At 40.1% G+C, this 16,914-nt stretch carries 18 protein-coding genes and 1 pseudogene; 15 read left to right on the forward strand and 4 right to left on the reverse strand.

The genetic code is table 11. The features are described 5' to 3' along the window. The first annotated feature begins 122 nt into the window (after positions 1–122). The 5 genes from ACO5E4_RS08245 (at position 123) to gltS (ending at position 3,907) form a co-directional block, all read left to right on the forward strand. Positions 123–791 (forward strand): MOSC domain-containing protein, encoded by a 669-nt coding sequence (locus ACO5E4_RS08245; RefSeq protein ID WP_485862702.1) that lies wholly within the window; start codon positions 123–125, stop codon positions 789–791. Positions 792–793: 2 nt separating this feature from the next. Next, positions 794–1,267, forward strand: a complete 474-nt coding sequence (locus ACO5E4_RS08250; protein ID WP_485862703.1) for a YchJ family protein — start codon at positions 794–796, stop codon at positions 1,265–1,267. Beyond that, positions 1,264–2,100 carry a virulence factor BrkB family protein gene (locus ACO5E4_RS08255; RefSeq protein WP_485862704.1) on the forward strand — a complete coding sequence of 279 codons (837 nt, stop codon included), beginning with the start codon at positions 1,264–1,266 and terminating at the stop codon, positions 2,098–2,100. Before ACO5E4_RS08250 ends, ACO5E4_RS08255 begins: the two co-directional genes overlap by 4 nt. Then, positions 2,097–2,531 carry a D-aminoacyl-tRNA deacylase gene (gene dtd / locus ACO5E4_RS08260; RefSeq protein ID WP_454904946.1) on the forward strand — a complete coding sequence of 145 codons (435 nt, stop codon included), beginning with the start codon at positions 2,097–2,099 and terminating at the stop codon, positions 2,529–2,531. The genes ACO5E4_RS08255 and dtd overlap by 4 nt, the downstream gene beginning before the upstream one ends. A 167-nt stretch (positions 2,532–2,698) precedes the next feature. Next, positions 2,699–3,907, forward strand: a complete 1,209-nt coding sequence (gltS, locus tag ACO5E4_RS08265; RefSeq protein ID WP_454904944.1) for a sodium/glutamate symporter — start codon at positions 2,699–2,701, stop codon at positions 3,905–3,907. Between the two features lie 98 nt (positions 3,908–4,005). Here the strand turns inward: gltS and ACO5E4_RS08270 are convergent, their stop codons facing one another. The 3 genes from ACO5E4_RS08270 to yejK form a co-directional block, all read right to left on the reverse strand. Further along, positions 4,006–4,704, reverse strand: coding sequence for a response regulator (locus tag ACO5E4_RS08270; RefSeq protein ID WP_485862705.1), 699 nt, complete (start codon positions 4,702–4,704; stop codon positions 4,006–4,008). A gap of 48 nt (positions 4,705–4,752) precedes the next feature. Beyond that, a complete protein-coding gene (gene bamE / locus ACO5E4_RS08275) occupies positions 4,753–5,163 on the reverse strand; it encodes an outer membrane protein assembly factor BamE (RefSeq protein ID WP_485862706.1) in 411 nt (136 codons plus the stop codon). 64 nt (positions 5,164–5,227) lie between these two features. Beyond that, positions 5,228–6,250 carry a nucleoid-associated protein YejK gene (yejK, locus tag ACO5E4_RS08280; RefSeq protein ID WP_485862707.1) on the reverse strand — a complete coding sequence of 341 codons (1,023 nt, stop codon included), beginning with the start codon at positions 6,248–6,250 and terminating at the stop codon, positions 5,228–5,230. Positions 6,251–6,375: 125 nt separating this feature from the next. Between yejK and ACO5E4_RS08285 the strand changes: the two genes are divergently transcribed. The 3 genes from ACO5E4_RS08285 to ACO5E4_RS08295 all read left to right on the forward strand — a co-directional run bounded on the left by ACO5E4_RS08285 (position 6,376) and on the right by ACO5E4_RS08295 (position 9,591). After that, complete coding sequence (locus tag ACO5E4_RS08285) at positions 6,376–6,597, forward strand: YejL family protein (protein WP_109128789.1); 222 nt, start codon at positions 6,376–6,378, stop codon at positions 6,595–6,597. A 7-nt stretch (positions 6,598–6,604) separates the two neighbouring features. Further along, the gene (locus ACO5E4_RS08290; protein WP_485862708.1) at positions 6,605–8,344 is read left to right on the forward strand and encodes a DUF3413 domain-containing protein; all 1,740 of its coding nucleotides are present in this window, start codon (positions 6,605–6,607) and stop codon (positions 8,342–8,344) included. Positions 8,345–8,601: 257 nt separating this feature from the next. Next, entirely contained in the window at positions 8,602–9,591 is a 990-nt protein-coding gene (locus ACO5E4_RS08295; protein WP_006719629.1) for an amidohydrolase family protein, read from the forward strand. 60 nt (positions 9,592–9,651) lie between these two features. Here ACO5E4_RS08295 and mazG read toward each other — a convergent pair whose 3' ends face one another. After that, positions 9,652–10,452 (reverse strand): nucleoside triphosphate pyrophosphohydrolase, encoded by an 801-nt coding sequence (mazG, locus tag ACO5E4_RS08300; RefSeq protein ID WP_485862709.1) that lies wholly within the window; start codon positions 10,450–10,452, stop codon positions 9,652–9,654. A gap of 159 nt (positions 10,453–10,611) precedes the next feature. Here mazG and uspA point away from each other — a divergent pair, with 159 nt between their 5' ends. The 7 genes and pseudogenes from uspA (at position 10,612) to rsmE (ending at position 16,899) form a co-directional block, all read left to right on the forward strand. Then, positions 10,612–11,037: a universal stress protein UspA gene (gene uspA / locus ACO5E4_RS08305; RefSeq protein WP_485862710.1), complete on the forward strand. Its 426-nt coding sequence runs from the start codon at positions 10,612–10,614 to the stop codon at positions 11,035–11,037. A 213-nt stretch (positions 11,038–11,250) separates the two neighbouring features. After that, positions 11,251–13,875: an alanine--tRNA ligase gene (alaS, locus tag ACO5E4_RS08310; RefSeq protein WP_485862711.1), complete on the forward strand. Its 2,625-nt coding sequence runs from the start codon at positions 11,251–11,253 to the stop codon at positions 13,873–13,875. A gap of 139 nt (positions 13,876–14,014) precedes the next feature. Further along, positions 14,015–14,200: a carbon storage regulator CsrA gene (csrA, locus tag ACO5E4_RS08315; protein WP_021615192.1), complete on the forward strand. Its 186-nt coding sequence runs from the start codon at positions 14,015–14,017 to the stop codon at positions 14,198–14,200. A gap of 95 nt (positions 14,201–14,295) precedes the next feature. Beyond that, positions 14,296–14,563: pseudogene (locus tag ACO5E4_RS08320) on the forward strand (phosphomannomutase CpsG); the annotation flags it as partial. A 165-nt stretch (positions 14,564–14,728) separates the two neighbouring features. Then, the gene (gene galU, locus ACO5E4_RS08325) at positions 14,729–15,616 is read left to right on the forward strand and encodes a UTP--glucose-1-phosphate uridylyltransferase GalU (protein ID WP_454904929.1); all 888 of its coding nucleotides are present in this window, start codon (positions 14,729–14,731) and stop codon (positions 15,614–15,616) included. 150 nt (positions 15,617–15,766) lie between these two features. Then, positions 15,767–16,084, forward strand: a complete 318-nt coding sequence (gene metJ, locus ACO5E4_RS08330; RefSeq protein ID WP_109433200.1) for a met regulon transcriptional regulator MetJ — start codon at positions 15,767–15,769, stop codon at positions 16,082–16,084. Between the two features lie 80 nt (positions 16,085–16,164). After that, positions 16,165–16,899 (forward strand): 16S rRNA (uracil(1498)-N(3))-methyltransferase, encoded by a 735-nt coding sequence (gene rsmE / locus ACO5E4_RS08335; RefSeq protein ID WP_485862712.1) that lies wholly within the window; start codon positions 16,165–16,167, stop codon positions 16,897–16,899. Positions 16,900–16,914 lie beyond the last annotated feature (15 nt).

The raw sequence follows: 16,914 nt of genomic DNA on the forward strand, positions 1-16,914 counted from the left end.
GCGTATTAAGCGAGGCATGATATTTAAAAAACACAGTGCGGTCAAAAATTTCAGTATTTTTACGTTATAATCTGCCACATTTTATTAGTTTATTAATTTATTAGTGCGATTTGGAGTGAGGTATGTCAAAAGCAGAAGTTTTAATCATAAAAATTGGGGAAGTTGCACAATTGACCTTTGCCGATGGATCGCAATATGAAAGTGCGATTCGTAAGCAGCCGGTCGCGTCGGTGAAAATTCATGCGTTGGGGGCGGAAGGCAATGATGTTGGGTTAAAAGCGCATCATGGCGGGCCGGATAAAGCCTTATTTTTTATGTCTGACGTGTCTTTTCCGGCATTAAATGCCTTGTTAGGCGAAAATTTTACTTACGATAATACGGCAATTTATGGCGAAAATTTTGTGGTATCGGGATTTAGTGAAGATTCTGTGTGCGTGGGCGATCGATTTAAAATCGGTTCGGTGCTATTGGAAGTATCTCAACCGCGTAAACCTTGCGAACGGTTGTCGAAAAATACCGAAAATGAAAATACGCAGAAAATTGTGCATCAATCAGGTTGGACGGGCTGGTATGTCCGCGTAATTGAAACCGGTGAGATTCACAAGGGCGATGAGATAATTTTGCAACAGCGTCCGTATCCGCAATTTACCATTCGTTATTTAAATCGTTTATTATCCGATAAACCGAGCATGGCGGAATTGGAACAAGCCCTCGCTATTGAAGAATTAGCCCCGGCATTTAAGCGTTCGTTAAATTCAAAACTGATGAAATTACAAGAAAAACAGAGCTAAATATGACCGCACTTTTAGATTCAGCTTGCCCTTGTCAATCGAATAAATCTTACGAGGATTGTTGTGGGCGTTTTCATACACATGCGCAATTTCCGGAAACCGCCGAGCAACTCATGCGTTCCCGTTATGCCGCTTATGTACTGAAAAATGTGCCTTATATTGTGGACACTACCGTACCGAGTCAACAGGCGTTACTCAACGTACAAGCCATTCAAGCTTGGGCAGAAAATACCCAATGGCTTGGTTTGCAGATTTTAAAGACAGAGACGTTGAGCAAGTTCCAAAGTGTGGTGGAATTTAACGCCGTTTTTCAAGGGGAGGAAGGGGAGCAGACGCATCATGAACGGTCGATTTTTGTGAAAATTGATGATCGTTGGTATTTTGTCGATCCAACGGTGCCGCTACCGACGATGAAACAACCTTGCGTGTGCGGTTCCGGCAAAAAATTTAAGCATTGTTGCGGAGGCTTTTTATGATTGACTGGAAAACGTTTGGTACGATCTTTTGGCAGCGTTTTAATCAGAATAAATTAACCCAAGCCGCCGGTTATTTAACTTACAGCACCATGCTTGCCATTGTGCCGTTAATTATGGTGGTGTTTTCTATTTTCTCGGCATTTCCGGTGTTTAATGAAGTAACGGGAGCATTGAAAGCGTTTATTTTCACCAATTTTGCCCCGTCGGCAAGCGACATGGTGGGACAGTACATTGATGAATTTGTGAATAATTCCAAAAAAATGAGTGCGGTGGGGATTATCAGCTTGATTGTCGTGGCACTGATGTTGATTAATTCCATCGATCGCACATTAAACAGTATTTGGCATGACACCGAAACGCGACCAATTTTTACGTCTTTTGCGATTTATTGGTTGATTCTGACGCTTGGCCCGCTGTTAGTGGGTGTCAGTATCGCTGCCAGCACTTATGTTAAAACCATGTTTGAGAGCGCAGCCAGTTTTTCTTTTGGACTGAAACTGTTAAGTTTTGTGCCGTTTTTATCCACGTGGTTTATTTTCACGATGATTTATATGGTGGTGCCGAATAAAAAAGTCAGCATCAAACATTCTGCTGCCGGTGCGCTGATTGCCGCGGTGTTTTTCACCTTGGGTAAGCAGGCGTTTGCTTGGTATATCGTGACGTTTCCCTCTTATCAGTTAATTTATGGTGCGATGGCCACCCTGCCAATTATGTTGCTGTGGATTCAGTTAAGCTGGACGGTCGTGTTGCTCGGCGCGCAATTAGCCGCCGTGTTGGCGGAAGTGCGGTCGAAAAAAATGATGAATTTAGAACAAAGTGAGGAAACAAAATGATCGCATTAATTCAGCGCGTCTCCAGTGCAAAAGTGGACGTTGACGGTGAAATCGTTGGGCAAATTGGCAAAGGTCTGCTGGTGCTGTTAGGCGTGGAAAAGGATGATGACCGACAAAAGGCAGATAAGTTGGCAGAGAAAGTCCTGAATTATCGTGTTTTCAGCGATGCAGATGACAAGATGAATTTGAACGTGCAACAAGTGGCTGGCGAAGTCTTGGTGGTGTCGCAATTTACCTTGGTGGCGGATACCCAAAAAGGGCTTCGCCCGAGTTTTTCCAAAGGCGCAACACCATCGTTAGCAAACGAACTTTATGAATATTTTACACAAAAGTGCGGTGAAAAAGTGAAAGTGGAATGCGGCCGATTTGCAGCGGATATGCAAGTGAGTCTAGTAAATGAGGGGCCGGTCACATTTTGGCTAAATAGTTAGAACTTGAGAAAATCTTTTTGAGTTTTTTGTAGAAGCAATGTTTTTTTTCTGTTAAATTTAAATTCCTTTTGTGATTGATAGAAATTTTTATCCTTCGCATAAATTTATTTTATATCAAATCATTAGTAATGATTTTGTATAAATAATCATCATAAAGAGGTTATTCTATGAATTTTAATACCTATGAAACTCTTGCCTTAGCTGGCTTTGTACTTTTGCTAGGATACTTTTTAGTAAAACGTATCTCTCTATTAAAAAATTACAATATCCCGGAACCTGTTGTTGGTGGTTTTCTTGTCGCGATCATCTTAACGATGTTATATCAAGGTTGGGGTATTTCTTTTACCTTTGATACAAACTTACAAACATCAATGATGTTAGTCTTTTTCTCTTCTATCGGTTTAAGCGCTAACTTTGCCCGTTTGATTAAAGGTGGAAAACCCTTAATTATTTTTGTAGTTGCCGCTGGGATTTTGATTGCATTACAAAACATGGTGGGGGTTGCCGGTTCTTTGCTGCTTGGTATTGATCCTGCTTACGGTTTGATTGCCGGCTCGGTTACCTTAACCGGCGGTCATGGTACAGGTGCGGCTTGGGCAAAAACCTTTACTGAAGCATTTGGGTTACAAGGTGCGACTGAGCTGGCTATGGCCTGTGCAACCTTCGGTTTGGTCTCCGGTGGTATTATCGGTGGACCGGTCGCGCGTCATTTATTGAAAAAAATGCACCGTGATGAAAGTCCGGAAAATGAAGACAATAGCGACATTCAAGAAGCGTTTGAACACCCGACTTTCCAACGTAAAATTAATACCCGTTCATTAATTGAAACCATCACTATGTTGGCGTGTTGTTTGCTTATTGGCCAATTCTTAGATGCGCAAACAAAAGGCACCGCACTTGCATTACCAACCTTTGTATGGTGCTTATTCACCGGGGTAGTCATTCGTAACACATTAACCCATATCTTTAAATTTAATGTGGCGGATGCGGCTGTTGATGTGTTAGGTAACGTTGGATTGTCTCTGTTCTTGGCTATCGCATTAATGTCTTTGAAATTATGGCAATTAGCCGGCTTGGCATTACCGGTAATGGTAATCTTAGCAGTTCAAGTTGTTTTAATGGCAGCATTTGCAATCTATGTGACTTATCGCATGATGGGCAAAGACTATGACGCGGTTGTGTTAAGTGCCGGTCACTGTGGTTTCGGTCTTGGTGCGACACCAACTGCTGTTGCCAATATGCAAGCAATTACGAGCCGTTTTGGGCCATCACACAAAGCATTCTTAATCGTGCCAATGGTTGGTGCATTCTTTATTGACCTGGTGAATGCCGCCTTATTGAAAGGCTTTATGGTTGTGGTGACATTCCTACATTAATTGCTAGGTATTTCGTCATAAAAAAGAACCCTATTGAGAAATCAATAGGGTTTTTCTTTGATGGAAATTTTTTAAGTGCGGTCTATTTGAGCGCAATTTTAGTTATTTTTAAGCAGAATATACCCTTTGCCTCTGACGGTTTTAAACCAAGGTAATCCATTTTCTCGGCTAGGCAATTTTTTGCGTAAATTGGACATATGCATATCAATGGCTCGGTCAAAAGGTGTTAATAACTTATTAAGGATTGCCACGCTTAATTCCTCACGTGTAATCAGTATGTTTGGGCGTTTGATGAATTGGAGAAGCAAAGCAAATTCAGTGTGGGTTAATTCAATAGGGGAACCGCCAAAAAAGACCTGCTGGGTCTCCGGATGAAGGGTCAATAAATCAAATTTAATTTGCTCTGATGTTGCTGAATGTGATTCGATAACATTGTCTTGTTGCCCACTCCGACGCAAAAGCATTTTTATTCTGATAATCAGCTCATGAGCGTTAAAGGGTTTTACCAAATAATCATCTGCACCCAGCTCTAAGTACAGGATCCGACTCATTGCATCATTTGGGGCGTTTAAGATGATAATCGGTGTGGAATAATGTTTCCGGATTTGTTTGAGAGTTGCGATGCCGTTCCATGTGGGAGCAATAACATCTAATAAGATAAGATCGTAAGACAGATCAAGTTGCTGTGCTATTTGATCTGTCTTTGCGATAGTGACCCGGAAACCTTCCAATGTCAGGAAGTTGGCGAGCAATTCAGATAATTCAGTATCATCATCGACAAGTAAGATTTTGGGCATAAAGAAAACCGTGTTTATGTCAATCTATATGATGAAACTTTAAGACTATTACCAGAATTTCCACCAGCTCTTTGAGGGAGCACTTGGTCCGTTGATAATCGTATTATTGACTTCTGCTTGACCGCTATTTGGTAATGCTTTATCTAAATCGACGTTAGTCACAATACCACGTTGGTCAAAGTTGACGACCAATGTATGTTGATCCGGTGTTTCGTAGGCTTTTTGTTGTAGGAAAACGTAGTACCAAGTTTGGTTGCTGTATGGATCGATGAGAACCGGCGTGCCTAACAAATACTGAACTTGCTGTGCTGTCATACCGGTCTTAACTTGAGCCACAGTTTCTGCTTGCAAGTAGTTGCCTTGTGGCACATCAATACGATAAACAATTTTGTTAACGCTCGAACAGGCGGTTACGCTAAGTGCCAAAATGAGTGTGGTTAGAACAGATTTGAATTGCATTTTTGCTTTTTATCCTCTGTAAATAGTTGCAATGATCATACTGAAAGTTTAGTGCATTGCCAAATTAATTCAATGCTTTTAACCGGCGCTGTAATTGATCCCGTAAATTCGGTGGAAGCCCTTTGATGGTTAAAGTATCGGTTGCCTCATCCCAAATGATTCGCTGATCAATTAATTCGGCATCAAAACTAATGGTAACGCCTTTGCCGGAGCCGGAAAATTTGGTCAACGATTTAAGTGCGGTACGTACCGGTGGAATATTTTCTTCCAGGCCGTAGTTTTGTTCTTGGGTAAACGCCATAAAAGGTTGCTGGTTTAGAGTCGGCAGCTCATTGGAAAGTTCCGCTAATTCAATTTCTTCTCCGCTGTTTAATTGACCTTTGCAATATTCAAATACTTGTTTTTTCACCGCTTGCGTTTGTTCTCGGTTTAATTCGCCTTGAACACAATAATCATCAACGGCTTGCAATAAGCATTGGTTTTGTACTTGCGGATTTAATCCTTCCTCTGCACCAAGAAAATCCATGAAAAAGTCAGCAATTTTTCGTCCAACTCGGCCTTTAATGAAGGTTAAATAGCGGTTTGAGTTGGCATTTAGTTGTAAATCTGTCAAGTTAATCCGAGCAGCGATATCGAATTGGGTAATATCAAGATATTCTGTACGTTGAATTTCTAACTGTTCGTTAACTAACATACTGATTCTACTGTCTAGCAACGCGATAAATAAATAGTCGGTGGCTAAAAAGTTGTACTGGCATAACACTAATGTACCGTTATCGGCAAAGTTATATTTACTCAGCTCGTTTATCAGTAAATGTGTGGATTCATGACTAAAAGGAAGAAAGTCCAATTCATTTTCCAGTAAACGATTCAAATGTTGTGCAAAAATAGATGAATCCTGAAAGACACCATAGCCTTTTGCTTTATTTTGATAGCCTTGATGAAGTTGTAACATCATTTGTTCCACTTCAGGCGTGATAGCGAGTAGTTGTTCTCGCAAAACAGCGGTTAATTGAGGAGAATTTTCAGCTTCTTCATTAGATTTAACAAGTTGATGAAGAATGATTTGTTTAACGGTAATGCTCATAAATTTGCCTCTAAGAAATTTCCGCTATTATAACCGCACTTTTTAACAGAACTAACAAAATATGTTAGGATTAGGGCAATTATCAGTTAATATAAGCGGCATTTTAAACCGGTAAATTATTCATTATGGCAATCCAATCTAAATATCAAGATAAACAAATCGATGCGATCTTAAATGACATGATTGCAGTGCTTGAGAAACATCAGGCTCCTCTAGACTTATCCTTAATTGTTCTCGGTAACATGACCACAAATTTACTTACCGGTAGCGTGGGTAAACAGCAACAACAAGTTTTAGCACAAGCATTTTCTGATGCCTTACTCAACTCTATTAAAACGGCAAAATAATTAGCGTATGTGGACATCTAAAAGCAGACAATATCGTGAAGAAACCTCACAGAAAATTTCTTGGGGTCACTGGTTTGCTTTTTTTAATATTCTTTGGGCTGTTTTTATTGGTGCCCGTTATGCGTTTATCATTGATTGGCCGGATACGTTATTCGGCAAAATTTACTTCTTTATCAGCTTACTTGGGCATTTTAGTTTTATTGTTTTCGCCTTTTATTTGCTAGTCATTTTTCCGCTCAGTTTCATTGTTAAAAACCACCGCACTTTTCGTGGACTGACGGTCATTCTTGCAACGATTGGCAACACTTTGTTGTTGGTGGATAGCGAAGTATTCTTGCGTTTTAACTTGCACTTGTCGTCATTAGTCTGGAATCTCTTAGTTAACCCGGAGAACGGAGAGTTATCGCGCAACTGGCAAATTTTCTTTGTGCCGATGCCATTGATTTTATTGGTGCAAATGTTGTTTTCCCGCTGGTCTTGGCAAAAACTTCGTAGTTTAGAACGCCAAAAATGGTTAAAAGCAGTGGGCCTCTTTTTTGTTTGTGCCTTTAGTGCAACACATCTAATTTATGCATGGGCCGATGCCTATTTATACCGCCCAATTACTATGCAACGTTCTAATTTTCCGTTGTCTTATCCGATGACGGCACGTTCTTTTTTAGAGAAACACGGTTTCTTAGATAAAGCAGAATATGCACAACGTCTTGCACAAGAAGGGCGATTAGATGCCTTGGCCATTGACTATCCAAAAAATCCGTTAGTCTTTGCTGAGCAACAGGAAAATACCAATATCCTCTTAATCACGCTGTCAGGCTTGCGCCATGATGTGGTTGATGCGGAAAAAATGCCGAATTTGGCACAATTTGCAGAGAATTCGACCCAATTTATCAATCATTACAGCAGCGGCAATAACAATAATACAGGGCTAGTCGGGTTGTTTTATGGTCTAAATGGCAGTTATACCGACAGCTTGCTCAGCAATAAAACGCCTTCTGTGTTAGTGGAACGTTTAACACAACAACAATATACGCAAGGCGTGTTTTCTTCTCAAAAGATGGATGCGGGTATTTTCCGTCGAGCCATTTATCCAAAAATGAAGCTTGTTGCAGAGAATGGTAATCAGGACGCGATTCGTTCCTTCACGCGTTGGTTGGATAACGCAAAAACGCAGAATAAACCGTTTGGGGGATATTTAAGCTTGAATATCGAACCAAATCTTACGCAAGAGAAATATGAGAAGCAGCTGGCAGATATTGATGCGTCATTAGGGCGGTTGTTGCCCGAATTAGATTTGCCAAATACTCTTGTGATTATTACCGCTGAGCATGGCTATACGTTCAAAAAATTATCGGAAAAAGAAGAAACAAATTATTTTTCGCGTGATGAAGTGCAAGTACCAATGATTGTTCATTGGAATGGTTTGGCGGTTGGCAAAGTCTCTAAGTTAACCTCGCATCTGGATTTACTGCCGGCCGTGATGAAGCATATTTTTAAGGTAAAAAATCCGATTGCCGATTATGCTCAAGGACGAGATTTATTTGATCTTACTTCTAGTGCGGATTGGGTTTTGGTTTCTAATTATCGTTGGAATGTGATCGTTCAACCGGATGGTACGCAATATCATATTGATAACCGCGGAAATTATGAAAAATACGACCGCACTTATCAAAAAATGTCGTCCGAAAGACCGCCTTTAGGATTGTTTTTAGAAGCCTTTAGTCAGGAGCGTTCTTTTTTAGAAAAATGATGAAATAGTCGCTAACCGATAGCTAAAATCAATTATATTTTTATAGCAGCGAGTTTTATACTAGCGCGCAATTCTATCAGGACAAATAAGATGTTATTAATTAAAAATCTGAGAATTTTTCATAACATTGTTCGTTATTTCAATGCATTATCATTGAACCTCTTTCTATTTTCAATTAATAATCCATCCTCTTTCATGAGGATTTTTTTCTATTTGCTCCCTGCCCATTTCCAAAACTTACTCATTACGGAGTCGTTATGACCAAAAATCACGTTCGTAGTTTTAAAACCTATATTCGGGATGAAATCATTAAAAAAGGGGGCTGGGTAAATGCTCATGCCCACGCGGATCGTGCTTTTACTATGACGCCGGAAAAAATTGGTATTTACCAAAGTTGTAATTTACAACAAAAATGGGACTTGGTAGATGAGGTAAAACGTACGTCTTCAGTGGATGATTACTATGCCCGTTTTTGCCAATCTATTGAATTAATGATTTCTCAAGGAGTAACGGCTTTCGGAACCTTTGTTGATATCGATCCTGTGTGTGAAGATCGGGCGATTATCGCAGCACATAAAGCACGTGAAGTGTATAAACATGACATCGTATTGAAATTTGCTAACCAAACCTTAAAAGGGGTTATTGAGCCAACAGCACGTAAATGGTTTGATATTGGTTCGGAAATGGTTGATATGATAGGTGGTTTGCCGTATCGCGACGAGCTAGACTATGGTCGCGGTTTGGAAGCGATGGATATTTTGTTGGATAAGGCCAAATCTTTAGGGATTATGTGCCATGTGCATGTGGACCAATTTAACTCTCCAACCGAAATTGAAACCGAACAACTATGTGATAAAACCATTGAGCACGGGATGCAAGGGCGTGTTGTGGCGATTCACGGGATTTCTATCGGTTCACATTCCAAAGAGTATCGCTATCGTTTATACGAAAAAATGCGCCAAGCACAAATGATGATGATTGCTTGTCCGATGGCGTGGATTGATAGTAACCGTAAAGAAGAACTTATGCCTTTCCATAATGCGTTAACCCCAGCCGATGAAATGATTCCGGAAGGCATTACGGTGGCGATTGGTACAGATAATATTTGTGATTATATGGTGCCGTTGTGTGAAGGCGATATGTGGCAAGAATTAAGCTTACTTGCTGCAGGTTGTCGTTTCCCGGATTTAGATGCTATGGTGAATATTGCCAGTATCAACGGTCGTAAAGTTTTGGGATTGGATTAACTCTCTGAGTTCATATCAAAAATACCGAGCAATTGCTCGGTATTTTTGATTAAAGTGCGGTTATTTTTGGTGGAGTTTTTCTTCTTTCTTCACTTCATCCCAAAGCACATCCATTTCCATTAAGCTTGTGTCTTCAATGCGACGGTTTCGTTGTGTTAACTTTTCTTCGACCTTACGGAAGCGTTGTTCAAACTTTTGGTTGGCTTTGCGCAGGCTTTCTTCTGCTTGACAGTGTAAATGACGACTGAGATTTACTGTTGCAAAGAGCAAATCGCCCATCTCTTCTTCAATTTTTGCCTGGTCTTGTGGCTGACGTGTGAGTTCTTGTTTGACCTCTTGTAATTCCTCTTCTACCTTGGAAAAGACCGGCGCGATGTTATCCCAATCGAATCCGATTTTTGAGCAGCGTTTTTGTAATTTTTCCGCCCGCATTAAGGCGGGAAAAGACCGTGGAATATTATCTAAAATCGAAGTATGTCCAAGGGTCTTGCGTTCTTCAGCTTTCATCGCATTCCAATTCTGTAAAGCCTCTTGCTCATTTTTAGCGTGTTTATCCCCAAACACATGAGGGTGTCGCCGAACAATTTTCTCGGCTACGTTTTGTACGACGTGGTCAAACGTAAATTTATTTTCTTCCGTCGCAAGTTGACTCAGAAATACCACTTGGAGCAATAAATCGCCCAATTCTTCTTTTAGATTTTCAACATCATTTTTTTCAATCGCTTCAATGACTTCATAAGTTTCTTCTTTTAAACAAGAAATCATGGAATGGTAATTTTGTTTAATATCCCAAGGACAGCCATTTACAGGATCACGTAATTGGGCAATTAATTTTAAGAAATCATTTATTGAATAGGTCATATTTTTTGAAAAGTTAAGGAGAAAAGAGGACAAAATAATAACATAAAAGACATTTAGGATCTTTTTCCTAAAATGTGATCTTGCACATATTTTTTCTTGAAGTCTAGTGATACTATACTAATGAAAATTAATTAACCTTGATCAGATAAGGAGTCGATTATGTATAAACATGTATTAGTTGCAGTAGATCTTTCAGAAGAAAGTCCAATTCTCTTGAAAAAAGCCGTGAGTGTTGCAAAACGCCATGATGCAAAGTTATCTATTATTCATGTTGATGTAAATTTTTCGGATCTTTATACAGGGCTGATTGATGTAAATATGGTGTCGATGCAAGATCGTATTTCCAGTGAAACGCAACAGGCATTATTGCAATTAGCTGAGCAGGCAGATTACCCAATTAATGAGAAACTCAGTGGTAGCGGGGATTTAGGTCAAGTATTGACAGATGCTATCGAAAAATATGATGTCGATTTATTAGTAACAGGACACCATCAAGATTTCTGGAGTAAATTGATGTCTTCTACTCGTCAGGTGATGAATTCAATTACCATTGATATGCTCGTAGTTCCTCTTCGTGAAGAATGATCGCAAAGCGTAGCCAGTTATTAAAAATATTATAAAAAACCGACCGCACTTTCACGAGTTCAGAGCGTAAGTGCGGTTTTATTTTCTTTACTATTAGGAAAATAAAGTTTGCGGTATAAAAAGTTTTTTTATAAATTTTAAAAATATGTAACAATACAAAGTTACTCCGTGAATTGACGGTATTTAATAAGATTTAAAAGCTAAGGCGTGTACATGAAAACAACAGCACAAATTCGACAGTCATACCTTGATTTTTTCCATAGTAAGGGGCATCAAGTTGTAGCAAGTAGTTCTTTGGTTCCAGATAATGATCCGACGTTATTATTTACCAATGCCGGGATGAACCAATTTAAAAATGTTTTTTTAGGACTAGAAAAACGCCCTTATACCCGAGCAACCACTGCACAACGTTGTGTGCGTGCCGGGGGGAAACATAACGATTTAGAAAATGTGGGCTATACCGCAAGACACCATACTTTCTTTGAAATGTTAGGGAACTTCAGTTTCGGTGATTATTTTAAACATGATGCCATTCATTACGGTTGGGAGTTTTTGACTTCTCCACAGTGGCTAGGGTTACCAAAAGAAAAATTATGGGTAACCGTGTACGAAACCGATGATGAAGCCTATAACATTTGGCATCGGGAAATCGGTATTCCGGCAGAACGCATTATTCGTATCGGTGATAACAAAGGTGCGCCTTATGCTTCGGATAACTTCTGGCAAATGGGTGATACCGGTCCTTGTGGTCCTTGTACGGAGATTTTCTACGATCATGGCGATCATATTTGGGGTGGACCTCCTGGCTCTCCTGAAGAAGATGGTGACCGTTATATTGAAATTTGGAACATCGTGTTCATGCAATTTAACCGCCATGCTGACGGTACCATGGAGAAACTTCCAAAACCGTCTGTGGATACCGGTATGGGCTTGGAACGAATCAGTGCGGTATTGCAACACGTTAACTCCAACTATGATATTGATATTTTTAAAACCTTAATTGCCAAAGTGGCAGAGTTAACCGGTGAGAAAGATTTAGCCAATAAATCATTACGTGTTATTGCCGACCATATTCGTTCTTGCGCTTATTTAATTGCTGATGGTGTTGTACCTTCTAATGAAGGTCGTGGTTATGTGCTTCGCCGTATTATTCGTCGCGCCGTACGTCATGGGCATTTACTCGGTGCAACAGAAGCATTCTTCTATAAACTCGTCCCAACACTGATTGATGTGATGGCAGAAGCCGGTAAAGAAGTGAAAAAAAATCAAGCGACAGTGGAAAAATTCTTGCGCTTAGAAGAAGAACAATTTGCTCGCACATTAGAACGTGGTTTGACCTTGTTGGATGACGCGTTGGCCAATGTAAAAGAGAATGTCCTGTCCGGTGAAGTGGCGTTCAAGTTATATGATACCTATGGTTTCCCACTGGATTTAACCGCAGATGTTTGCCGTGAGCGTGGCATTGTGATTGATGAAGAGGGCTTTGAGCGTGAAATGGAATTGCAACGAGTTCGCGCACAATCGGCAAGTCAATTTGGTATGGACTATAACAGCGTTATCCGTGTTGATGGGACAACCCGTTTTGAAGGATATACCGAGTCAGAAACACTGGCAAAAGTGACCGCACTTTTCCATGAAGGAAATCCGGTGGAATCGATTTCAGCAGGTCAAAGTGCTGTGGTTATTTTGGATAATACGCCGTTCTATGCAGAATCCGGTGGTCAAATTGGTGATATCGGTCGTTTAGAAGGCAATGGTTTTTGTTTTGACGTAAAAGACACCCAAAAATATGGTCAAGTGTTTGGTCATATTGGTGAGCTTACCCAGGGTAGTTTATCTGTTGGGCAGTCTGTAAATGCAGTGGTTGACGATGTTCGCCGTCAACGTATTTCGTTAAATCACTCTGCAACACATTTGTTGCATGCTGCATTACGTCAAGTATTAGGTGAACATGTCGCACAAAAAGGCTCACTTGTTTCCGATACGTTGTTACGTTTTGACTTTGCTCAACATGAAGCCATTAGCAAAGCACAGTTAGCTGAAGTTGAACGTATTGTGAACCAGCAAGTAAGAGCCAATAATCCAATCCAAACCGACATTATGGAGTTGGAAGCCGCAAAAGCAAAAGGGGCGATGGCGTTATTCGGCGAGAAGTATTCCGAACAGGTTCGTGTCTTAACGATGGGTGATTTCTCTATTGAGTTGTGTGGTGGTATTCATGCAAAACGCACGGGAGATATTGGATTATTTAAAATCGTAACAGAAACCGCTGTGGCAGCAGGTATTCGCCGTATTGAAGCGATTACCGGTGAAACGGCGATTGAATGGTTACAACATCAACAAACTTTATTGAATCAAAGCGCTGAATTACTGAAATCTGATGTGAATTCTATTGTGGATAAGATTTCTCTGTTGCAAGATAAATGTAAGAAAGTTGAGAAAGAGTTACACACGTTAAAAGAGAAAGCTGCACTTCAAGCCGGTAATGAGTTGGCGCAAAGTGCGGTCGAAATTAATGGTGTTTCTGTGATTGTGCAGCAGCTTGATGGTATCGAAGCGAAGTCTTTACGTGCAATGGTAGATAGCCTGAAAAATCAATTAGGCTCTGCTGTCGTGGTGTTTGCTTCCGCGTTGGATGAAAAAGTTAACTTAATTGTTGGCGTAACGCAGGATCTAACAGCCAAAGTGAAAGCCGGTGAGCTCGTGAATTTAATGGCTCAACAAGTCGGTGGTAAAGGCGGTGGTCGACCTGATATGGCGATGGCCGGTGGTACTGAACCGCAAAATATCAACAAAGCATTATCTGTTTGCTCTGATTGGTTAAAAGCAAATTTATAATCTTTGTTTCCTGTTAATTAATTGTCGGCACTTATGATGTCATGAGTGCCAAAGTACAAAGTATTGTTTAATGTTTGATAGGGATGTTGGAAGCAAAATAGGGAAGTTGGAAATAAACTATAAAAGGTGAGGAGTTTATATGCTGATCTTAACCCGTAAAGTTGGCGAGAGCTTGCTCATCGGCGATGATGTTTCTATCACGATTCTTAATATACGAGGCAACCAAGTAAAAATTGGTGTGCAAGCCCCGAAGGATGTTTCTGTTCATAGAGAAGAAATTTACCAGCGTATTCATCAAACTAAGGATGAAAACAAAGTATCGTAATTTTTATTTTATGGGCAGTTGAAGTCAGTCGGTGATAAGTCAATTGACTTGCCAAGAGCTTGCGGCATCTATGTTTGTTCAAGTGAACTTCATAGGATATTGTTTATTGTATAGGTCGTGTATGTGGGTGGTTTTTTAGGCTCAAAATTATTGTCGTTGCCGGTGATGTTCGTTTAACGAGCGAAGAACTAAAAAATACGGTGACAAATGGATTATTGAATTCCGGTGTTAATGTAATTGATTTTGGTGAAACGGGGACAGAGGAAGTCTATTTTGCTACATCATTTTGAAAAAACAATGGCGGTATTAAACTGACTATAAAACAACAATCCGACTGAGTATATCGGACTTAAATGCGTGAAGCGTCATGCGTTAATCGTAGTTTAGAAGTATTATTTTCATAAGGTAAATTAACCTCAACTTGCAAACGAAAGATACGCTTTATTTCACCAGTAGAAATTCATAAAAAACTTACCGCACTTTTTTGAAGTGGAAAGGTGCGGTCTTTTTATATTAAGGAAAATAAATATGAAAGCAATTATTCCTGTGGCCGGCTTAGGCACACGTATGTTGCCTGCAACAAAGGCAATTCCAAAGGAAATGTTAACGCTGGTGGATAAACCACTTATTCAGTATGTTGTTAATGAATGTGTTGCTGCAGGTATTAAAGAAATTGTATTGGTTACCCACTCTTCTAAAAATGCTATAGAAAACCATTTTGATACCTCTTTCGAGTTGGAAACCATGTTAGAAAAACGGGTAAAACGCCAGCTCTTAGAAGAAGTTCGTTCTATTGTACCAAAAGATGTCACCATTATGCATGTTCGCCAAGGGAATGCAAAAGGCTTGGGGCATGCGGTATTATGTGGTCGTCCGTTAGTCGGAGATGAGTCTTTTGCGGTGATCTTACCGGATGTGTTATTGGCGGAATTTTCGGCTAATCAGAAAAAAGAAAACCTCGCGGCCATGTTAAAACGCTTTAATCAAACCAAAGCCAGTCAAATCATGGTAAGTCCTGTCGCACCTGAAGCGGTAAGTAGCTACGGTATTGCCGACTGTGGTGGCATTGAAATTCCGCCGGGTGAAAGTGCAAAAATTAATAGTATTGTGGAAAAACCAAGTGTTGAGGAAGCGCCATCTAACTTAGCGGTTGTGGGGCGTTATGTTTTCTCTGCAGCAATTTGGGATTTATTGGAAAGAACACCGATTGGCGTTGGTGATGAAATTCAATTAACCGATGCGATTGATATGTTAATTGAAAAAGAAACGGTGGAAGCATTCCATATGACCGGTATTTCCTATGATTGTGGCGATAAAATTGGGTATATGAAAGCGTTCGTAGAATATGGCTTACATCACAATAAACTGGGTGGCGAATTTAAATCTTATTTAAAAGATTTAGTGAAAATGTTTTAATTATTATTGAATAAAAGGCATCAATAAGATGCCTTTATTTTTTATATTTTTACTGCTAGAAATCTAGCAGTCTTCACGGCTAGATTGTTATTTTTATTATTTTTTATTAGAATATCTGGGCAATTAATAAGGTTATTTTAGGAATCAATTATGGCGGATTGGAACGGACAATATATCAGTCCTTATGCGGAGCACGGTAAAAAAAGCGAACAAGTTAAAAAAATTACAGTATCTATCCCGATTAAAGTGCTTGAAATTTTGACCAATGAACGTACCCGTCGCCAAATTCGTAATTTGCGTCACGCGACCAACAGTGAACTGTTATGTGAAGCGTTTTTACATGCTTTTACCGGTCAACCTTTACCAACGGATGAAGATTTGTTAAAGGAACGTAGTGACGAAATTCCAGAAGAAGCAAAAGCGATTATGCGTGAGTTAGGTATTGATCCTACACAGTGGGAATATTAATTTTTCATTTCGTATTTTACGTTTTGCCATCCGCTTTTCTGCTATGATAGAACAAATTATTTTTACTTATTTGTTCTATTATGCGAATACCTCGAATTTACCATCCCACTTCTCTTAATTCACTCACCTCTTGCACACTTTCTGAAGATGGTGCTAACCATGTTGGTCGTGTTTTGCGTATGCAACCGGGCGATCAACTTGAACTTTTCGATGGCAGTAACCATATCTATCAAGCTGTCATCAATGCGGTAATGAAAAAATCCGTTGATGTCGATATTTTGAGTCGTCAGTTAGATGATCGTGAAAGTCCACTTGCGATCCATTTAGGACAAGTGATTTCCCGCGGGGAACGCATGGAATTTACGATTCAGAAATCCGTTGAACTGGGGGTAAATGTCATTACGCCTTTGTGGTCAGAACGTTGCGGTGTGAAATTAGACGGTGAACGCATGGAGAAAAAAATTCAGCAATGGCAAAAAATTGCCATTGCCGCTTGTGAACAGTGTGGGCGGAATACCATTCCGGAAATTCGTCCGTTAATGAAGTTACAACAGTGGTGTGCCGAACCGGATGATGCACTCAAATTAAATTTACATCCAAGAGCCAGTTATTCCATTCGCACTCTGCCGGCAATCCCTAAGGCGGGGGTTCGCTTGTTAATCGGTTCGGAAGGCGGTTTATCCCCACAAGAAATTGCACAAACCGAGGAACATGGTTTTGTGGAAGTATTATTAGGAAAACGTGTATTACGCACTGAAACCGCAGCGATGGCGGCAATTACCGCCTTGCAGGTGTGTTTTGGTGATTTAGGATAGAGAAAACGAAATATG

The organism is Aggregatibacter sp. (assembly GCF_057314075.1).